General features: G+C 70.8%; 15 protein-coding genes. 7 read left to right on the forward strand and 8 right to left on the reverse strand.

The genetic code is table 11. The features are described 5' to 3' along the window. Positions 1-35: 35 nt before the first annotated feature. The 3 genes from STSP_RS19845 to STSP_RS19855 all read left to right on the forward strand — a co-directional run bounded on the left by STSP_RS19845 (position 36) and on the right by STSP_RS19855 (position 2,067). Positions 36-461 (forward strand): hypothetical protein, encoded by a 426-nt coding sequence (locus tag STSP_RS19845; RefSeq protein WP_067279697.1) that lies wholly within the window; start codon positions 36-38, stop codon positions 459-461. A gap of 87 nt (positions 462-548) precedes the next feature. Then, positions 549-1,229, forward strand: coding sequence for a DUF6766 family protein (locus tag STSP_RS19850; protein ID WP_067279699.1), 681 nt, complete (start codon positions 549-551; stop codon positions 1,227-1,229). A gap of 4 nt (positions 1,230-1,233) precedes the next feature. Next, on the forward strand, positions 1,234-2,067 hold the full coding sequence (locus STSP_RS19855; protein ID WP_078067339.1) for an SDR family oxidoreductase: 834 nt from the start codon (positions 1,234-1,236) through the stop codon (positions 2,065-2,067). Between the two features lie 164 nt (positions 2,068-2,231). Here STSP_RS19855 and STSP_RS19860 read toward each other — a convergent pair whose 3' ends face one another. The 5 genes from STSP_RS19860 to STSP_RS19880 form a co-directional block, all read right to left on the reverse strand. After that, positions 2,232-2,636, reverse strand: a complete 405-nt coding sequence (locus STSP_RS19860) for a ChaB family protein (protein WP_067279819.1) — start codon at positions 2,634-2,636, stop codon at positions 2,232-2,234. 68 nt (positions 2,637-2,704) lie between these two features. Then, positions 2,705-3,433 carry a YqjF family protein gene (locus STSP_RS19865; RefSeq protein WP_067279701.1) on the reverse strand — a complete coding sequence of 243 codons (729 nt, stop codon included), beginning with the start codon at positions 3,431-3,433 and terminating at the stop codon, positions 2,705-2,707. A 69-nt stretch (positions 3,434-3,502) separates the two neighbouring features. Beyond that, on the reverse strand, positions 3,503-4,387 hold the full coding sequence (locus STSP_RS19870; RefSeq protein ID WP_067279702.1) for an SDR family oxidoreductase: 885 nt from the start codon (positions 4,385-4,387) through the stop codon (positions 3,503-3,505). A 250-nt stretch (positions 4,388-4,637) separates the two neighbouring features. Further along, positions 4,638-5,060: an Hsp20/alpha crystallin family protein gene (locus STSP_RS19875; protein WP_067279822.1), complete on the reverse strand. Its 423-nt coding sequence runs from the start codon at positions 5,058-5,060 to the stop codon at positions 4,638-4,640. Positions 5,061-5,227: 167 nt separating this feature from the next. Continuing rightward, on the reverse strand, positions 5,228-5,743 hold the full coding sequence (locus STSP_RS19880) for a DUF4396 domain-containing protein (protein ID WP_067279705.1): 516 nt from the start codon (positions 5,741-5,743) through the stop codon (positions 5,228-5,230). 182 nt (positions 5,744-5,925) lie between these two features. Here STSP_RS19880 and STSP_RS19885 point away from each other — a divergent pair, with 182 nt between their 5' ends. Beyond that, complete coding sequence (locus tag STSP_RS19885) at positions 5,926-6,579, forward strand: class I SAM-dependent methyltransferase (RefSeq protein ID WP_067279706.1); 654 nt, start codon at positions 5,926-5,928, stop codon at positions 6,577-6,579. A 57-nt stretch (positions 6,580-6,636) separates the two neighbouring features. On the opposite strand, the gene STSP_RS19890 is transcribed toward STSP_RS19885, so the two are convergent. Next, a complete protein-coding gene (locus tag STSP_RS19890) occupies positions 6,637-7,617 on the reverse strand; it encodes an SAM-dependent methyltransferase (protein WP_408646332.1) in 981 nt (326 codons plus the stop codon). A gap of 86 nt (positions 7,618-7,703) precedes the next feature. Next, complete coding sequence (locus tag STSP_RS19895) at positions 7,704-8,858, reverse strand: glutathione-independent formaldehyde dehydrogenase (protein ID WP_067279711.1); 1,155 nt, start codon at positions 8,856-8,858, stop codon at positions 7,704-7,706. 387 nt (positions 8,859-9,245) lie between these two features. Between STSP_RS19895 and STSP_RS19900 the strand changes: the two genes are divergently transcribed. From STSP_RS19900 to STSP_RS19910, 3 genes are all read left to right on the forward strand, one after another. After that, entirely contained in the window at positions 9,246-10,142 is an 897-nt protein-coding gene (locus tag STSP_RS19900) for an MIP/aquaporin family protein (RefSeq protein WP_067279713.1), read from the forward strand. A gap of 48 nt (positions 10,143-10,190) precedes the next feature. After that, a complete protein-coding gene (glpK, locus tag STSP_RS19905) occupies positions 10,191-11,708 on the forward strand; it encodes a glycerol kinase GlpK (protein WP_067279716.1) in 1,518 nt (505 codons plus the stop codon). A 198-nt stretch (positions 11,709-11,906) separates the two neighbouring features. Next, positions 11,907-16,601, forward strand: coding sequence for a cation-translocating P-type ATPase (locus STSP_RS19910; RefSeq protein WP_232789719.1), 4,695 nt, complete (start codon positions 11,907-11,909; stop codon positions 16,599-16,601). 286 nt (positions 16,602-16,887) lie between these two features. Here the strand turns inward: STSP_RS19910 and STSP_RS19915 are convergent, their stop codons facing one another. After that, entirely contained in the window at positions 16,888-19,173 is a 2,286-nt protein-coding gene (locus tag STSP_RS19915) for an ATP-binding protein (RefSeq protein ID WP_232789720.1), read from the reverse strand. Between the last annotated feature and the right edge of the window lie 28 nt (positions 19,174-19,201).

Consider the following 19,201-nt stretch of genomic DNA (forward strand, 5'->3'; position numbering starts at 1 on the left):
TACGCCCGTGGAGCGCCGGACGGGAGGCCATTTGGATGCCATGGCGATGGCAGTGGGGGGCAGCGGCGGCGACCGGAGCCGCCCTGGTGCTGACGACTGGGTGCGGGGCGGTGGAGGAGCGGCGTACGGCGGCCATGGCGGCGGCCCTGGACTTCGAACGGGCCCTGGGCGTGCGGGACGGAGGCGCCGTATGCCAGGCGCTGGCGCCGGAGACCCGGGAGGAGGTCGCGCAGTCCGCCAAGAAGTCGTGCGCGCAGGGAATCCTGGACGAGGAGGTGCCGTCCGCCGACGCGGTACCGGAAGACGTCCAGAGCGTCGACGTCGCCGGACGGCAGGCCCGCGTCGTGTTCCCGGCGGACACCCTGTTCCTGTCGCAGTTCCCCGGCGGCTGGAAGGTCGTCGCGGCCGGGTGCACCCCGCGCCCGCAGCGCCCCTACCGGTGCACGCTGAAGGGCGGGTGAGGGCCTCATGCGCGTCATGTTCACGCTGTGCCTGCTGGTGATCGCGGGCGGCCTGGCCTACTGCATCACGCTGGGGGTGCTGCGCCGATGACCGTGCGGCGCTTTCTGCGGGACAACGGCCTGGGACTGGCCTTCGGGACGGCTTTCCTCCTCGCCGTGATCGGACAGGCCTTCGCCGGACACGCCGAATTCAACAACCAGCTCACCGCAGACGGCCTCCAGCCCGTCAGCATCGGCGACTACATCGCCTCCTCCGACTTCGGAGTCGACGTCATGGAGAACTGGCAGTCCGAATACCTGCAGTTCTTCCTCTACGTCTTCCTCACCGTCTGGCTGGTCCAGCGCGGCTCGCCGGAGTCCAAGAGCGTGGACAAGATCGGTGTGGAATCCGACAAGGACCAGCGCGTCGGCCCGCACGCACGACCGGACTCCCCACGCTGGGCGGCCGCCGGAGGCATGCGCCTCAAGGTGTACGCGAGTTCGCTGGGCCAGGTGATGGGCGCCATCTTCGTCCTCTCCTGGCTCGCCCAGTCGATCACCGGTGTCTCCGCCTACAACGAGGAACAGCTGAGGCAGCTTCAGCCGCCCATCAGCTGGCCGGATTACATCGTCTCCGCCGATTTCTGGAGCCGAACGCTGCAGAACTGGCAGTCCGAATTCCTCGCCATCGCGTCCATGGCCATCCTCTCGATCTATCTGCGACAGCGCGGTTCACCGGAATCCAAGCCCGTGGGTGCGCCGCACCATGCGACCGGAGTGGAAGGCTGAGCAGATGAACCCCAGCGACACGAGCCCGCCGGAGGCCACGGGCGAAGCCGTGACCCGGGTCGCGGTGGTCACCGGCGCGGACTCCGGGATCGGGCGCGCCACCGCCGTCCGCCTCGCGGCCCACGGCATGGACATCGGCATCACCTGGCACCGCGACCTCGCAGGGGCGGAAGGGACGGCCGCCGAGGTGCGCGAGCTCGGCCGCCGCGCCGAACTCGAGCAGATGGACCTCACCCGGCTGCCCGATGCGGCCGAGGCCGTGGACCGCCTCGCCGATCGACTCGGCCGCATCGACGTGCTGGTCAACAACGCGGGCACCGGCACCATGACCCCGTTCCTCGACCTCGACCACGCCACCGTGCAGCAGGTGATCGACGTCGATCTCGTCGGCCCCTTCCTGTGCACCCAGCGGGCGGCCCGCCGCATGATCCGTCAGGGGAGCGGGGGTGCCGTCGTCAACGTGACCAGCGTTCACGAGCACCAGCCGCGCGTGGGCGCCGCGCCGTACTGCGCGGCGAAGGGCGGGCTCGGACTGCTGACCCAGGTCATGGCGCTGGAACTGGCCGAACACGGCATCCGCGCCAACGCCGTGGCACCAGGCGAGATCGCCACGCCGATGACCGGCCAGGAGGACACGGACGTCCGGACGGAGCGGCGGCCCGGCGTACCCCTCGGTCGGCCCGGTGACGCGCGGGAGGTCGCCGCCGTGATCGCGTTCCTGGCAAGCGATGACGCGAGCTATGTCACGGGCGCGTCCTGGGTCGTGGACGGCGGCATGCTCCGCATGGGCCCGCAGGCCGGTTCCCACTTGGAGAACGACTCCTGGCGCCGACCCTGACGGGACTGACAGCGCTGGCGTCTGCAGCTCGGTTCGCCGGTTTGCCCCGTGGCTCGGTCGGTCGGTGCCCGTACCCGGGACGAGCGTGACCCGGGCCGCCGGCCCAGCGGCCCGGGTCACGGGTCTCCGTCGCTGTGAGCGCTCTCAGCTCTACCCGAGTGTTCTCAGCGCTCGCGCGCCTTGCGCGTCCGCGAGCGGTTCTCCTTGCGAATGGCGTCCAGCAGCTCGGCCTTGCTCATCCGCGACCGGCCGTCGATGTCCAGCTTGCCGGCCACTTCGTAGAGCCGCTCCTTCGATGCCTGCTCGTCGACCCCCTCGCCGCTGCGGGCCTCCTTGTCCCGCGGCGTGGCGGCCCGGGGATCGGACGGGCCCTTGCGGCCCTTCTCCTTCCGCTCCCAGTGGTCGCCGACCTTCTCGTACTTGTGCTTCAGCGCGCTGTAGGCCACGCGGTGTGACCGCTCGCCTTCCCCGTACGTCTCCACGGCGGAGTCGTGCGCCTTGATCCAGGTGCGCTGCGCGTCCTCGGGTGAGCGCCGCAGCGTCGAAGGGAGCTCTTCACGGCCTGGCACGGGGATCACCTACCTTCTCCGAACGAAGTCCGGGTTCCCGTCGGCCTGCTGCCGAAACTGGTCCCGTATCAGGCACCTGAGACGAGGTCCTGCAACCAGGCGGGGCGCGCCGGCCCCAGGCGGACGTTTCCCATGGCCTCGGAGTAGTGGACGAGTGGCTCGCCGCCGGGAGGCGGCAGGCCCGCGGCGGTGATCAGGTTCTCCGTCAGGTCCTCCAGCGTGGCGCTGCTCAGCGCCCATGGGGCGTGCCGTATGGGAATCTCGAACACCGTTGCCAGTCGCCAGGTGTAGGCCCGCCAGCGCCCGCAGAGCCAGATGTCGAGCTCCGTCGGACTGATGGGCGGGCCTGGGCGGACGACCAGGCGGTAGGAGGGCCCGCCGCCTCGCCGGGTGCCCGCGTAGGACACGGTGTCATCCGCCTCGGTCACACTGAGGTCGGCGACGTGGTACGGCGCGCCGACCACGCGGGCGGCCAGCATCACGGGGTTGGCGACCTCGCTGGACAGGAACCACACCCCGTCCCGCCCACCCGGCCACCGCACATAAGTGCGCAGGTTGGTCGTGGGGAAAGGGGCCAGGGACGGTGCCAGAGGGACGTACGCCGGACGCACACCGGCCATGAGGAACGGCGTGAGACTGACCCAGGCCGCGCCGTCCCACTCGTCCACGATGAGGCCGTCGGGCAGCAGCTTCTGCACCTCGTCCGGCGGGAAACGCCAGTGCACGAAGGTCTGTTTGAGCAGCTCTGCTCGCAGAACCGGGAGGCGGATGCGGTGATCCGGCGCCGTGGATGCCACGGCGCACGAGTGCCCAGCCTGGCGGCGACGAACCGCCCCGCCCGGCGGCGGCCAACCGTAGTGCAGCGGCTACGGCAGAGGGACGCCGCCCGTCGCGTTGAGGATCTCGGCCGTGATGTAGCTCGCCTCCTCGGATGCGAGGAAGACGTAGGCGGGGGCCATCTCGGCGGGCTGCGCCGGGCGCTGCAGCGGGGACTGCTTCCCGAACTCGGTGGTGTCGGGCAGCGTCGCCGGGATGAGCGGCGTCCATACCGGGCCGGGCGCCACGGCGTTGACGCGGATGCCCCGGGGAGCCAGCTGTGCGGCGAGGCCCTGGGTGAACGTGACGATGGCGCCCTTGGTGGTGGCGTAGTCGAGCAGATGCGGTTTCGGCTTGTACGCCTGCACGGACGTGCTGTTGATGATGCTGCCGCCCTCGGGGATGTGCGGCAGGGACATCTTGCAGAGCCAGAACATCCCGTAGAGGTTGGTGCGCATCACACGGTCGAACTGCTCGGTGGTGATCGCCTCGATCCCCTCGGACTGCGCCATCTGGTAGGCGGCGTTGTTGACCAGGACGTCGATGCCGCCGAACTCCGCGACCGCACGGTCGACCAGGCTCCGGCAGGCGCTCTCCTCCCGGATGTCGCACTCCACCGGCACCGCCCGCCGCCCGGCGTCCTCGACGAGCTGCGCGGTCTCCTGAGCGTCCTTCTCCTCCTCGGCCAGATGGCTGAACAGGACGTCGGCGCCCTCGCGGGCGAAGGCGAGCGCCACGGCCCGCCCTATCCCCGAGTCACCGCCGGTGATGACGGTGCGGCGGCCTTTCAGCCGCCCGCTGCCCCGGTAGGACTCCTCACCGTGATCGGGCCGCGGGGCCATACTGCCGGTCAGCCCGGGGTGCGGCTGGTCCTGCTGCGGGAACTCCGGCTGCGGGTACTTCTCGACGGGGTTCTCCTGCTGTGCGTCGCTCATGACCGTCGTCCTCTCGCCGTGATGCCTGCGGCGGAGCCGGGGAGAGCGGACAACCGGTCTTCCCCCAGGTCCGGCCGGGGAGGCCGGGTACCCGCGGGCCCGCGGGACTAACGGCAAGCGATCGCCTCAGGGCGGTGATCGCATGAGCCGAGCGGGAGATCGATGAGCCGAAGCGTCGTGGACGGGGCGAGGGCCGGGAGGACGGACGGGGAGCCAGGCAGCCCGCTCCCGTGGCCCTCGCCGCCGTGGTTCAGCCGCTGATCTGCTTCGGTCCAGTGCCTCCGGTGATCTGGATCTTACGGGGCTTGGCCTGCTCCGCCACCGGGATGCGCAGCGTCAGGACGCCCGCGTCGTACGAGGCGTCGATGCGCTCGGTGTCGAGGCTCTCGCCGAGGAACAGCTGACGGCTGAAGGAGCCCGTCGGCCGCTCGGCCGCGATCATCTCCGCATCCTCGGGGGCCGGGGAGCGGCGCTCGGCGTGGACGGTCAGGACGTTCCGCTCGACGTCGAGGTCGATCGAGTCGGGGTCGATGCCGGGAAGGTCGAAGTGGACCACGAAGTCGTCGCCGGAGCGGTAGGCGTCCATCGGCATGGCCGCCGGCCGGGCGACGGTCCCGAAGACCTGCTGGGTGAGGCGGTCCAGCTCCCGGAAGGGGTCGGTACGCATGAGCATCACGGCCATCTCCTCTCGTGCGGCAGTGGGTCTGCGATGCCCTTACGCACACTTATATAACGCGGAGGAGGAAAGTTGACAAGGCCGGACTCAAGGTGCGGGGGGATCCGCTGGTCAAGCCGGCGTGACCGGCAGCTGAGCAGGCCTTGCCCGGCGGTGCCTCGCGGTCAGTGGTAGGCGTGGACGACGGCGTGTCCCTTGCCGCGGCCGATCATCCACTTGTTCACCGGGGTCGTGACCACGAAGGCCACAGCGAAGCCGCCCAGCAGTGCGGACCAGAAGAGCCCGTCGGACAGGTGGGCGTCCATCGCGCCGGGGGTCAGGGCGATGATGGCGTTGTCGACCAGCTCCATGACGGCGATGGAGACCGTGTCGGCGGCGAGGGCGACCTTGATGGCGGCCTTGAGGCTCAGGCCCGCCCGGAGGACCGCGAACAGCGTGAAGGAGTAGCCGAACAGGAACGCCAGGGCGATCGCCAGCGCCATGGTCGGCACATTGCCCCACAACAGAGCGGTGCCGATGACCATGCCGAGGATCTCGCCGATGGCGCAGCCGGTCAGGCAGTGCAGGGTGGCCTTCGCGGCGGTGCTCCAGGACGCACCGCCGGGCATGTGCCCGCCGTGGTCGCCGTGGCCGTGATGCCCGGCGTGGGCGGGGGCGCTCGCGTGAGTCGGGTGATCCATGACGCTTCTCCCTGTCCCTAATCCAGTGTGGGCCATACGAAGGCCCGCTCTGCCAAGCCCAACCATATACCCCCAGGGGGTATTCCAATAGGGGGGGCGGACTCGGAAGGAGATCTCGTCCCCCACCGGCCGAGCGCCTCGACCTGTCCGCCTGTCGTCGTGCCGGGCCACCGTCCTCGTCCATGACCGAGACCTCGCACCTGCACTCCACCCGGACGTCCTACGACACCGTCGCCGTCGACTACGCCAGACTGCTCGGCCCCGGGGTCATGGAAGGGCCCCTGGACCGCGCCATGCTCGCTGCGTTCGCCGAGCTCGTGGGGGCCGACGGTGCCGGGCCGGTCGCGGACCTCGGATGCGGACCCGGCCGCGTCACGGCGCACCTGGCGTCCCTCGGACTCGACGCCTTCGGTGTCGACCTTTCGCCGGGAATGGTCGAGGTGGCCCGACGGACGTACCCAGGCCTCCGCTTCGACGAGGGTTCGATGACCGCCCTGGACCTGCAGGACGAGTCGGTGGGCGGCATCGTCGCCTGGTACTCCACCGTCCACACCCCACCGGAGGAACTGCCGCTCGTGTTCGCCGAGTTCCACCGCGTCCTCGCCCCAGGCGGCCATCTGCTGCTGGCCTTCAAGGTCGGCGACGAGCGCGTATGCCTGGAGCACGCATACGGCCACGCGGTGTCCCTGGACGTGTACCGGCTGCCGCCGGATCACATCGCCGGGCTGCTGGGCCGGCACGGGCTCGGGGAGGTGGCACGCCTGGTGCGCGAGGCGAACGACCAGGAGAAAACACCGCAAGCTTTTCTGCTGGCCCGCAAAGCGCCGCAGCTCTGAAGCGCAGCCAGGCCGGTCCTCGCGCACTCCCGCGAGGACCGGCCTGGCAACACTGGCTCATGCTTTCTCGAGAACCATGCGCAGTACGGTGTAGCGCTGCTCGCGCAGGAATTTCAGCCCGATGCGCTGCTCCCTGATGATGTCCGTGACGGCCTTCTCGCCGATGAGCTCGGCACCGCGCGCCCGGTTGGCCTCGGCCCGCTCCAGCCAGCTCTCCAGGGTCCGCACGCCGTCTTCCGGGTCGTTGCGTATCTGCTGGACCGTGAACAAGGGGCGTGCTGCCGTGGTCAGTTCGGAAAGGGAGGGCAGGAACGTCTCGGGAAAGACGGTCCGGGAGGCGTGGAGGCCCTCTCGGATGTTGGTGACGGTGTCGTGGATGTCCTGGTAGACGCTCTTGGGGCTGAGGTGTTTCGGCGGTCCCCCGTTCGAGCCGGCGGACTTCCGCTCGTGGGCGGGCAGCAGGATGGAGGCGAGCCAGCCGCGGTCGCCCCAGGCGTTGCTCTGCAGGGACAGTCGTCCGCCGGGGCGCAGCCAGGAGTGGCAGTGCTGGAAGAACAGGCGATAGCGGGCGATGCGCTGCGACCGCAGCATGGCGTTGCCTGCGAAGTGTTCGATCGCCTCGATGGCGATGATGGCGTCGTACGGCGCGTCGGGTGTGTGGTCGAACCAGTTCTCGACGCGGACCTCGCAGTGTGGCCAGCCCTGGTTCCGTACCCAGGCGGCCTGGCCCGGACTCATCGTGATTCCCACCGCGTGCTGGACCTCGTGCGTCTCCACCAGCCGGTGCAGGAGACTGCCCCAGCCGCAGCCCACGTCGAGGACACGCTGCGCCCCAGTGGCTCGTGCGGCCTCGGCGTGGTGATCGAGCTTGCGCAACTGGGCTGATTCGAGGGTGTCTCCGGGCTGCCACATTCCGTAGGAGTAGACGAGCTCGGGACCAAGGAACAGTTTGTAGAAGTCGCCCAGGAAATCATAGTGATGGCGGATCGCTTCAGGTGAAGTGCCTTTGTAGGCAGTGGCTTTCTTCGATCTGGGCAATGCCGTCACCTCACCTGGCAGTTCAACGGAATAGTTTTCTTGATTCATGTGTGGGTCCGGACGCTGTTGCGCCCGGACCCGGGTTTTCATGCTGCCGCGCCGGCGAGTGCCGGATGCAGCACCACCTTGGTGTAGCCCTCGATTCGCTTGTCGAACTTCTCGTATGCCTTGGGCGCCTCTTCCAGCGGGAGTTCGTGGGAGACCACGAAACTCGGCTTGGCCCGGCCTGCGATGATCAGGTCGCGCAGCTGGCGGTTGTACCGCTTGACGTTGCACTGGCCGGTGCCCATCCGCTGACCCTTCTCGAACATCTTGCCGATGGAGACCAGCAGTTGGCCGTGCTTGGCGTGCTCGTCCGGACCGCCGGGGTCGGACGGTACGTACAGGCCCGGCACGCCGAGCATTCCGGTCGGCCGTACCGTCTGGACGAGCGTGTTGAGTACGATCGCAGGCTCCTCGTGGCTGGCGTCATGGGCCTGGGCCTGGTAGCCCACGGCGTCCACGCCCTTGTCCGTTCCTTCGCCCTGGGTCTGCTCCTTGATCTGCTCCGCCGGGTCGCCCTTGGTGAAGTCGATCGGGATGGCCCCGATCTCCTCGGCCTTGGCGAGCCGCTCGGGCACGCGGTCGACGGAGAACACCTTGGACGCGCCGCGCAGCAATGCGGAGTAGGCGGCCATCAGGCCCACCGGGCCGGCCCCGTACACGGCCACGGTCTCCCCCGGGGACACCTGGGCGAGCTCGCACCCGTGGTAGCCGGTCGGGAAGATGTCGGCCAGCAGCACGAAGTCGGTCTCGAACTCCTCGCCCGGTGGCAGCTTCAGGCAGTTGAAGTCGGCGTACGGCACCCGTATCCGTTCGGCCTGGCCGCCGACGAACGGGCCCATCGCCACATAGCCATACGCACCACCGGCGAACCCGGGATTGACCGTCAGGCAGAACCCGGTGTACTCGGCGAGGCAGTTCTTACAGAATCCGCAGGCCACGTTGAACGGCATGACGACGCGGTCCCCCTTGGACAGGGATGTCACGCCTGAGCCGACCTCCTCGATGATGCCGAGGTTCTCGTGGCCGAAGACGATGCCTGACTCGGCCGCTGTGCGGCCTTCATACATGTGCAGATCCGATCCGCAGATCGCGGACGACGTGACGCGCACGAGCACATCGTTCGGGTGCTGGATGCGGGGATCCTCGACGTCCTTCACCGCTACCTTGAAGGGCTCCTCGTAGACGACTGCTTTCACCTTCGGTCACCTCCGCGCCGAACGCTTGGGACCGGCGGCGACGGACAGGACCGCGGCCACGGGACAGGCAGCGTGCGACGCCGGCAGCCGACGAGGGCCGTCGGTCTAGGCCGTGGCCCGGTGTGATATGTGCTCCACCGCCGGATACTTCCAGGTAACGCCCGTTCTGCGGCGTTCGCAAGCTCGCCTGGTCGGGGCGGCGGCGTGCAGGGCCGGCGCATCAATTGCTCCAGGCTGGCGCATCAAGAGCCCCAGGAAGAACACCAGCCACTGCTCCGTCCGCACCCGGATGATGCGGATGAGCCCGGGGGAACTTATGGTGAGAAACGGGATCTTTCTGGCACGCAGCAAGTCGGTCCCTTCACGGGACCGGCGGGAAGCGGTCCCATGGCTGAGAAATCGCGCAACTCAGGGCTTGTGGGGGAGCTTGCCTCGGAGTTCGCCGGCACCATGATCCTTATACTCTTCGGTTGCGGCGTCGTGGCCCAGGTGGTGGCCGGCGGGGCCCTCACCGATCCGCCCGGCGGGCTCGGTGATCATGACAGCATCGCCTGGGGATGGGGTCTGGGCGTCACTCTGGGCGTGTACGTCGCCGCCAGGCTCAGTGGTGGCCACATCAACCCGGCCGTGACGCTGGCCCTTGCGGCCTTCAAGGGGTTCCCGTGGAAGAAGGTCGCGCCCTACATGCTCGCCCAGACCGCGGGCGCCTTCGTCGCGGCCCTGATCGTGCGCTGGAACTACACCGAGGCGCTGGCGAAGTCCGACCCCGGCCACACCTTCAAGACCCAGATCGTGTTCTCCACCCTACCGTCCAACGGCAACCCGAATCTGCCGGTCGGAACCTGGGGAGCCTTCCGTGACCAGATCATCGGCACGGCCATCCTGGTCCTCCTGGTCTTCGCCGTGACGGATCTGCTGAACCAGGCCCCGAAGGCGAACCTCGCCCCGTTCATCGTCGGCCTCATCGTCGTGGCCATCGGCATGGCGTGGGGCACCCTGGCCGGGTACGCGATCAACCCGGCGCGTGACTTCGGACCACGGCTCGCGAGCTTCATCACCGGGTACGGGCTAGCGTGGCGAGATCAATACGGAGGCTTCTATTGGTGGGTGCCGATCGTCGCACCTCTGATCGGAGGCCTGATCGGCGCCTGGTTCTACAAGTCCTTCATCAGCCGCTTCCTGCCGACCGAGGAGCCACAGCCTCCAGGCCGCGTACCGGCCCCCGAAGGACCCGAGGGCAGCGGAGGACAGCCCACCGGACGCGTCCCCGGCCCCGAGGCCTGAGCGGTCGGCGCAGGACCCTGCGCATTCTCCGAGGAGAGGCGGTAAGCAATGGCGGACTTCGTCGGCGCGGTGGACCAGGGCACCACCAGCACCCGTTTCATGATCTTCGACCACGACGGCACCGAGGTGGCGAGGCACCAGCTGGAGCACGAGCAGATCATGCCCCGCTCGGGCTGGGTCGAGCACGATCCCGTGGAGATCTGGGAGCGGACCAACTCCGTGATGCAGAACGCCCTGCGGCACGGAAACCTGTCGCCGTCCGACCTGGCCGCGATCGGGATCACGAACCAGCGCGAGACGACCGTCGTATGGGACCCGCGCAACGGACGCCCGTACTACAACGCCATCGTCTGGCAGGACACCCGTACCGACTCCATCGCCGCCGCGCTGGAACGCGACGGCCGCGGAGACGTCATCCGCCGCAAGGCGGGACTGCCGCCGGCCACCTACTTCTCCGGCGGCAAGATCCAGTGGATCCTCGAGAACGTCGACGGGGTCCGCGAGGCCGCCGAGCAGGGGCACGCCCTGTTCGGCAACACCGACTGCTGGGTGCTGTGGAACCTCACGGGCGGGCCCGAGGGCGGTGTCCACGCCACCGACGTGACCAACGCCAGCCGCACCATGCTGATGGACCTCGAAACCCTCGACTGGGACGACGAGTTGCTGTCCTTCTTCGGCATCCCGCGGGCGATGCTCCCGGCCATCAACCCGTCGTCCCACGCCGAGGCGTACGGCCACACCCGCACCCAGCGGCCGCTCCGTGCCGCCATCCCGATCACGAGCGTGCTCGGCGACCAGCAGGCCGCCACCGTCGGACAGGTGTGCTTCACCCCCGGCGAAGCCAAGAACACCTACGGCACCGGCAACTTCCTGGTCCTCAACACCGGCACCGAACTCGTCCGGTCCCGGAGCGGCCTGCTGACCACCGTGGCCTACCAGTTCGGCGACAACGCGCCCGTCTACGCGCTGGAGGGCTCCATCGCCGTCACCGGCTCCGCCGTGCAGTGGCTGCGCGACCAGATGAAGATCATCAGCGATGCGGCCGAGAGCGAGCGGCTCTCGCTCACCGTGGACGACAGCGGCGGCATCTACTTCGTCCCGGCCTTCTCCGGGCTCTTCGCCCCGTACTGGCGCTCCGACGCGCGCGGGGCGATCGTCGGCCTGGCCCGCTACCACACCAACGGTCACTTGGCCCGGGCCACTCTGGAAGCCATCTGCTACCAGAGCCGCGACGTGGTCGAGGCCATGGAACAGGACTCCGGTGTCCATCTGGACGTCCTCAAGGTCGACGGCGGCGTGACGGCCAACGACCTGTGCATGCAGATCCAGGCCGACATCCTGGGCGTGCCGGTCAGCCGCCCGGTCGTCGCCGAGACCACGGCACTCGGCGCCGCCTACGCCGCAGGACTCGCCACCGGCTTCTGGCGCGACGAGGACGAACTCCGCACGCACTGGCAGGAGTCGAAGCGCTGGGACCCGCAGTGGAGCGACGAGCAGCGCTCGGAGGGATACGAGGGCTGGAAGAAGGCCGTGGAACGCACTCTCAACTGGGCCAAGGTCGAATAGCGGCCTGCGTCCGCCCCTTGCCGCGGGGACTGCGAACGCGGCGAGTGCGTGTGCGGACACGCAGAGGACATGCAGAGGCACGCGTCTCACGTCCACGGGTCCCGGAGGGCGGTGAGGCGTGACGACGCCATACTGATGGGACAGGGTGTCGCTTCCGGGCGGCACTGACGGGTACCACTGCCGGCCCCTGGAGGCCGCGTGATCCGGTCACTCCTCACCGGAACGGTCCGGAGCCTCACGGAGGCGGTGACCACCGCTCCCGCGGGCCTGACTGCGCTCGCGCGCCTGCTGACCACGCATGCGGCCCGGATGTGGGAGACCCCTGGCGGCGTGCAGATCGAGGTCCGCAATCTGGGGCGGCCGGGTACGGCCCAGGCGTCCCGCGACCTGGAGACCGGGCTGGTGGGGGTGCCGGGAGTGCACCGCGCCGAGGTCAACGGGACGCTCGGATGTGTGTACGTCGGCTGCGATCCGGCGGAGACGGACCTGGAAGGCGTCGACGCCCTCGTCTCGGACGCCGACGCCCACGCTGGCGCGGAGGCGGCAGGCGCGGAGGCGGCAGACGAAGAACGCCGGCCGGCGGCCGGTGCCGACGCGGAGCGGGCACCCCGCGCCGTCGGCTACCCCGGCGCCCCGCGAGCGGCGATCGGTGCGGCCGTCCAACTCGGCGCGAGCGTGGTCGCCTTCGGCGTGGCCGTGGTGGGCCGGACGATCGGGATCCGCGGCCTGCCCCCGGCCCTGTCGGCGGCCGTCCAGCTCGCCGAGGCCACGCCCCGGGTGCGCGAGGGCGTCGCCCGCCGAGTCGGCGCCGCGGCCGCGGAGACCGGCTGGGCCGCCGCGAACCTGCTCACGACGACGCTGATGTGGCGCCCGCTGGGCGTCGCCGTCGCCACCGCCCTGGCCTGGGCCCGGTACGCCGAGGTCCAGGCCCGGCGCAGGGCCTGGCACGACTGGGCGCAGCGGCTGGCCAGCCGCGAGGGGGCGTACCGCCATGACGCGGCACCGGCCTACGAACGGCCCGCTCCACTGCCGCCCGGACCGGGGGACCGGTACGCCAACGTCGCCGTGCCCGCCGCCCTCGCCGCGTACGGGCTCACCGCGGCGGGCACGCTCAGCCACGACCGAGGGCTGGCCCTGCTGATCTCCGCCACGCCCAGAGGCCCGAGATTCGGCCGGGAGTCGTTCGCGTGCGCCGTGGCGCAGACCGCCTCCAGGCGCGGAGCGCTGATTCTGCGGCCCGAGGCACTGCGCCGCCTCGACCGTATCGACACGGTCGTCCTCGACGCCCGGGTGCTGGCCACCGGCACCTGGACGGTCGGGACGCTGATAAGACTTCAGCCGCCCGGCGAGCAGCCCGAGGCGGCGGCGGCCGGTACTGCCGGCATCGGCGAAGCCGGCGTTCCCGACGTCGACGAAATCCACGCCTGGATCCACGAGTTGATGGACGACGCCGACCCGTCGCAACCGCAGGAGCGCTCAGGCTGGGCGCTGCGGCCGTACGCCACCGGGGACACCGGTGCACCGAGCGCCGAACTGCCCGAAGAGGCAACTCAATTGCCCGGGAGGGCAGCCGAACTCCCCGGGGAGGCCGCCGCATCGGCGAGACAGTGGGCCGAGGAGGGCGCAAGGGTTCTGCTGGTCCTCCGGCACGGCCGCCCCGTCGCCGTCGCCGGACTGGTCCCTCAACTCCACCCTCTCGCCGAGCACTTGGTGCAGGCGGCACGCGCGTGCGGCCGGGTGGTGCTCGTGGGCGGGGTGCCGGGGCTGCACCGCAGGTTCGGACTGGACGAGGCCGTACCCACCGGCGGCACCCGCACGGCCGCACTGGTCCGCTCCCTCCAGGAGGAGGGCCATGGCGTCGCCGTGGTCACCACGCGGACCCGCCGCGCCCTCGGCCGCGCGGACCTGGGCATCGGCGTGACGACCGGAGCCCGCCAGGTGCCGTGGGACGCGGACATCGCCGCACCGCCCGACGTGGCGCACCTGCTGCTGAGCGCCATCCCGGAAGCGCGCAGACTGAGCCGGCTCTGCGCCCGCCTGGAAGCCGCAGGGGCACTCGTGGGCGCCACCGTCGCGCTCGCCGTGCCGCGCCGCGGGGCCTGGGCCCGCGCCCGTCTGGTGGCGGACAGCGTGACCATCGCCGGGTTGGTGGCGGGCACCTGGGCGGGCTGGCGGTTGCGCGGCCGGCCGGCCCCGGTCGGCGTCGAGCGCACACCCTGGCACGCCATGACGGTACGTCAGGTCATGGTGCGGCTGGGCACGTCGTCCCGGGGACTCGACCACGCCGAGGCCGCCCGGCGCCGCCAGCTCGAAGGGACGGAACGCCCGGCAGACGCCGTCACCCTGATCGCCAGGGTCGCGGAGGAGCTGGCCAACCCGCTCACGCCCATCCTCGCGATCGGAGGCGGAATCTCGGCGGCGCTCGGCTCCGTCGTCGATGCGGTGCTCATCGGCGGAGTGCTCGGCGTCGACGCACTCGTCGGCGGGGCACAACGGGTCGGGGCCGACCGCGCGGCGGGCCGGCTCCTCGAAGCGACCTCGGCGCGGGCGAGGTTGCGCCGGGCCGGACGTCCCGGCGTCATCGACACGCCCGCCGACCAGCTCGTACGCGGCGATGTGATCGAGCTGCTGGCCGGTGATGCGGTCCCGGCCGACTGCCGGGTGGTGCACGCGACGGGTCTCGAGGTCGACGAGTCCAGCCTCACCGGCGAATCGCAGCCCGTGGTGAAGACAGCCGCGCCGACGGCCGCGCGGGCGGTCGCGGACCGGACCTCCATGCTCTACCAGGGCACGACCGTCGCGGCCGGCAGCGCGCTCGCCGTGGTCGTCGCCACCGGCGCCGCCACCGAGGCGGGCAGCGCCGCTGAGGCGGCTCCCGCGGCCGGGGCCCCGGAAAGCGGCGTGGAACGCCGTCTGAACGCCCTCGGCCGCTGGTTCCTGCCGCTGTCCATCGCGTCGGGCGTCGTCCTCTTCCTCTCCGACATCTCACGCATGCGGCCCCTGGGAGCGGCCCTCGGCAACGCCGTGAGCCTGTGCGTCGCCGCCGTACCGGAAGCGCTGCCCTTCGTCGCCACGGTCGCCGAACTGGCCGCGGCGCGCCGCCTGTCCGGCCGCAACACCCTCGTACGCAGCGCCCCCACCATCGAGGCGCTCGGCCGTACCGATGTGCTCTGCTTCGACAAGACCGGCACGCTCACCGAAGGGCGGATCAGCCTCCGGCAGGTGTCCGACGGCCTTGAACGGCGACCGCCCGAGCAGCTGACACCCGCGCTGCGCCGCGTGGTCGCCACGGCAGTCCTCGCGGGTCCCGCGGGCCCGGCCGCGACGCTCACCCACCCCACCGACCGGGCGATCGCAGCCGGGGCCGAACTGCTGGGCACTACGCCGGTGCTGGCGGCCGGAATGCCCTCGGCGATCTGGGAACGGGTCGCGGAGCTGCCGTTCGAACCGGGACGCGGCTACCACGCGGTGCTCGGCCGGACCGGCACGCAGGCACGCATCGTCGTCAAGGGAGCCCCGGAGGTAGTACTGGCCCGCTGCGAGCGGATCCGCAGGAACGACTCCGCCGAGCCGTTCGACGACCGGCTGCGGGCGTGGACCGACGAGGAGATCGAACGCCATGCCCGGCGCGGCCTGAGGGTCCTCGCGGTCGCCGAGCGCATCCTGCCCGCTGAGTCCGGGCGGAACGAGAGCGCTCTCGTCGACGAGGACGTCGACGGGCTGTGCCTGCTCGGCCTGCTCGGTCTCGCCGACCCGGTGCGGGCCACCGCCGCCGAAAGCGTCAACCGCCTTGCCGCGGCGGGAGTACGGATCGTCATGCTGACCGGCGACCACCCCAGCACCGCCGCCGCGATCGCCGGCGAACTGCAACCAGACGCGGAGCTGCGGATGATGACCGGGGCCGAGCTCGAAGCCCTCGACGACGACGCCCTCGCCCGGACCCTCCCGGATGTCGCGGTCTTCGCCCGGGTCACCCCGGCCCACAAGGTACGCATCGTCACCGCGCTGCGCGCGGCAGGGCGGGTCGTCGCCGTCACGGGCGACGGCGCCAACGACGCACCCGCCATCCGCATCGCCGACGTCGGCATCGCCATCGGCTCCCGGGCGATGCCCGCGGCGCGCGCCGCAGCCGACGTGGTGGTCACCGACGACCGCATCGAGACCATCGTCGACGCCATCGTCGAGGGCCGGGCGATGTGGGGTTCCGTCCGCAAGGCCCTCGGCATCCTGCTGGGCGGCAACCTAGGCGAGATCGCTTTCACCCTGGCGACCAGCCTGCTGACGGGGCGCAGTGCGCTGAACGCGCGTCAGCTGCTGCTGGTGAACCTCCTCACGGACATGCTGCCCGCCATGGCCATCGCCGCCCGGCCCCCGGCGGGACGCGCTGAAAGGCTGCTCGCGGAAGGGCCCGAGGCGTCGCTGGGCAAGGCCCTCACGCGCCACATCCGCCTGCGTGCCACCAACACCGCGGCCGCGGCGGGCACTGCCTGGATCATCGCCCGCATGACCGGCACCCGCGCCCGGGCCGACACGGTCTCCCTGGTCGCCCTCGTCGCATCGCAGCTCCTGCAGACGCTCGCGGACGCGGGCCGCGACCCGGTCGTGGCCGCCGCGGCCGCGGGATCGCTGGCGGTGCTCGTGCTGGTGGTCGCCGTTCCCGGCCTCAGCCAGTTCTTCGGAAGCCGGCCGCTCGGCCCTGCGGGGTGGACGATCGGCCTGGCAGCGGCAGCCGGATCCGTCCTGCTGCCCGCCGCGTGGCACCGCCTTGCCGCTGCGGGCCCGCAGGCTCGGGTCACCGCCGGCGGCGGGCGGCCACGGTACGAGGCCGACGGTCGCGCATCGGCGCATCTCATTCCCTCGCAGCGGGCGTCCTCGGAGCAGCGGCCGGTATGAGCTCCGGTCTCCAGGCTCACCCGTCTCCAGGCACACCCGTTATTGCGAGTTACTTGCAATAACGGGGGGAGCGAACAAGGATGAGTGCCGGACGGGGCCGGTCCGCCACCGTCAGCCTTCGGCGAGCGGCGTCCACGCGTCGCGCCCCGCCGATGGGTGGTGATCGTCTTCTCACCCGGCACCCGCCTGACCTCCGGCCGGCCCCGTCCCGCCGTGCCGCGCAACACGTGGCACCGCGACCACTGCGGCCAGCGGCCGACTGGCAACCAGCCCCGACGACCGGCCCTCAGCCATCGCCGTTGACCGATGCCCGTTGCTGTTCGGCCGCCCACACCGCGATCTGCGCGCGGGAGTTGAAGCCGAGCTTGCTCAGGATGTGCTCGATGTGGCCCTCCGCCGTCCGCTGGGCGATCACCAGGGTCGCCGCGATCTCCTTGTTGCTGAGGCCCTGCGCGACCAGCTGGGAGATCTCGGTCTCCCGGGGTGTGAGCGGCGAAGGCGTCTCCGCCTCGTCGGACGGCTCTGCCGCCGGGAGCCTGTCCTCGAGCGCGTAGGTCAGTGCCTCCTCGTACGAGAGTCCGGCGCCCAGGCTGAAGGCGCTCTCGAAGGCCGACTTGCTCTGGGCGCGGCGCGTGATCGCCTCGCACTCCTCGTGGTAGTGCACCAGGTGCCCGTATCCGGACAGGGGAGCGCCGATCGCCTGCCAGATGGTCTGCAGGACTCCTAGGAGTCCCGCCGCCCGCCGGTACTGCTTCTCGGTGGCCGCGATCCAGGCCAGCACCTCCACGTTGACCCCGACACCGAGCGGATCGTCGAGCGAGTGGTTGAACGCGAGGCTCTCCTTCTCCAGAGCGGCCGCGCGCTCCGTGTCGCCCTGGCGCCACACCTCGATCCCGAGCGCCATCATCGTGTATGCCCGGTGCCAGCCCTCGCCGTAGGCGTCGCAGACCTTGAGCGACTCCTCACCCAGCGCGATGGCGCCCGGTGAGTCACCGGAGAAGGAGTGGGCCAGCGAGAGGCGGATGAGCGAGAGCGCCAGCCCGACGGGATCGCCGGTGGCGCGATGGCGTGCCACGGCGTCCTTGTAGAGCCTGATGGCGGACTCGATCTCGCCCCGGTACATGGCGACCATGCCGGAGTAGAGCGCGACGTAGGCGAGGACGGAGTCAAGGCCGAGCCGGGTGCCCAGGTCGCGGGCCTCGTCCAGCATGGCGGATGCGGCGTCGGTGTCGGACTGGATGATGGCCAGCCAGGAGTCGGTCCACAGTGCGCGGGCCCGGACCTCGGTGGGTTCGGTGCATACGGCTAGCCCCTCGTCCAGCCAGCGGCGCCCTTCCGCGAGGTAGTAGCTGGTGATCCAGTGGTAGAGGAGGTCGGTGGCGATGCTCAGGCCGACCGGAGCCTCGTCGGGCTGGGCGAAGCTGTACTCCAGGGCGAGGCGCAGATTGGCGTGCTCGAGCTGGAGGCGCGAGAACCAGGCCACCTGTCCAGGACCGAACAGCTCCGCCCGGGCGTCCGCCGCCAGCCGGCGGTAGTAGTCACGGTGCCGCCGCAGCTGGGCCGCCTCCTCGCCGGACTCGGCGAGCTTCTCCCTGCCGAACTGCCGGAGGGTTTCCAGCATGTGGTAGCGCACTCCCGAGGAGGGTTCCTCGCGGAGCAGCACCGACTTGTCCACCAGCCCGGTTACCAGGTCCAAGACCTCTTCGTCGGCGATGCCGTCCCCGGCACAGACCGCTTCGGCCGCCTGCAGATCGAGGCTCCCGGCGAACACCGAGATCCGGGCCCACAGCAGCTGCTCCCGGTCGGTGCAGAGGTCGTAGCTCCAGGCGATCAGGGCCCGCAGCGTCTGATGACGCGGCAGCACGGCCCTCGACCCCGTGGTCAGCAGCCGGAACTGGTTGTCCAGCCGGTCGAGGAGCTGCTGCACGGAGAGCGCTCTCAGCCGTACCGCCGCCAGCTCGATGGCCAGCGGAATACCGTCCAGCCTGCGGCACACCTGCTCCACCGCGTCACGGTTGGCCTCGGTGACGGCGAATCCGGGCAGGATCGCCCCGCCACGGTCCACGAAGAGCCGCACCGCGTCGCACTGGGCCAGGGCGGCGGCGGACAGCCGGCGGCCCGCGGAGTCCGGCAGCGCCAGCGTCGGTACGGGCAGGGTCTGCTCGCAGGCGATGCCCAGAGGCTGCCTGCTGGTGGCCAGGACGCGCAGCCCGGGCGCTTCCCGCAGCAGGCGGTCGGTGAGCAGCGCGCAGTCGTCCACCATGTGCTCGCAGTTGTCCAGCACCAGCAGAGCCTGCTTGTCCCGCAGGTGTTCGGTGAGGACGTCGATGGCCTGCCGGGACGAGTGGTCCCGGATCTCCAGCGCCTCGGCGACGCTCTGGACGAGCAGGTCCGGACTGCCCAGCGCGGCGAGTTCCACGAGCCATACGCCGTCGGGGAACGCCCTGCGCACATCGTCGGCGACGCGCAGCGCCAGCCTGGTCTTGCCGACCCCGCCGACCCCGGTGAGCGTCACCAGCCGCGATGTGCCCAGCATTCTCTTCACGTCGGCCGCCTCGTGCCGACGTCCCACGAAACTGGTCACCTCGGCCGGGAGCCTG

The sequence above is a fragment of the Streptomyces jeddahensis genome, assembly GCF_001642995.1.
Lineage (GTDB): Bacteria > Actinomycetota > Actinomycetes > Streptomycetales > Streptomycetaceae > Streptomyces > Streptomyces jeddahensis.

Coding starts and splice junctions, on each gene's coding strand:
- STSP_RS19845 (WP_067279697.1), top strand. CDS start 36: ATGCCATGGCGATGGCAGTGGGGGGCAGCGGCGGCGACCGGAGCCGCC.
- STSP_RS19850 (WP_067279699.1), top strand. CDS start 549: ATGACCGTGCGGCGCTTTCTGCGGGACAACGGCCTGGGACTGGCCTTC.
- STSP_RS19855 (WP_078067339.1), top strand. CDS start 1,234: ATGAACCCCAGCGACACGAGCCCGCCGGAGGCCACGGGCGAAGCCGTG.
- STSP_RS19870 (WP_067279702.1), bottom strand. CDS start 4,387: ATGAGCGACGCACAGCAGGAGAACCCCGTCGAGAAGTACCCGCAGCCG.
- STSP_RS19875 (WP_067279822.1), bottom strand. CDS start 5,060: ATGCTCATGCGTACCGACCCCTTCCGGGAGCTGGACCGCCTCACCCAG.
- STSP_RS19880 (WP_067279705.1), bottom strand. CDS start 5,743: ATGGATCACCCGACTCACGCGAGCGCCCCCGCCCACGCCGGGCATCAC.
- STSP_RS19885 (WP_067279706.1), top strand. CDS start 5,926: ATGACCGAGACCTCGCACCTGCACTCCACCCGGACGTCCTACGACACC.
- STSP_RS19900 (WP_067279713.1), top strand. CDS start 9,246: ATGGCTGAGAAATCGCGCAACTCAGGGCTTGTGGGGGAGCTTGCCTCG.
- glpK (WP_067279716.1), top strand. CDS start 10,191: ATGGCGGACTTCGTCGGCGCGGTGGACCAGGGCACCACCAGCACCCGT.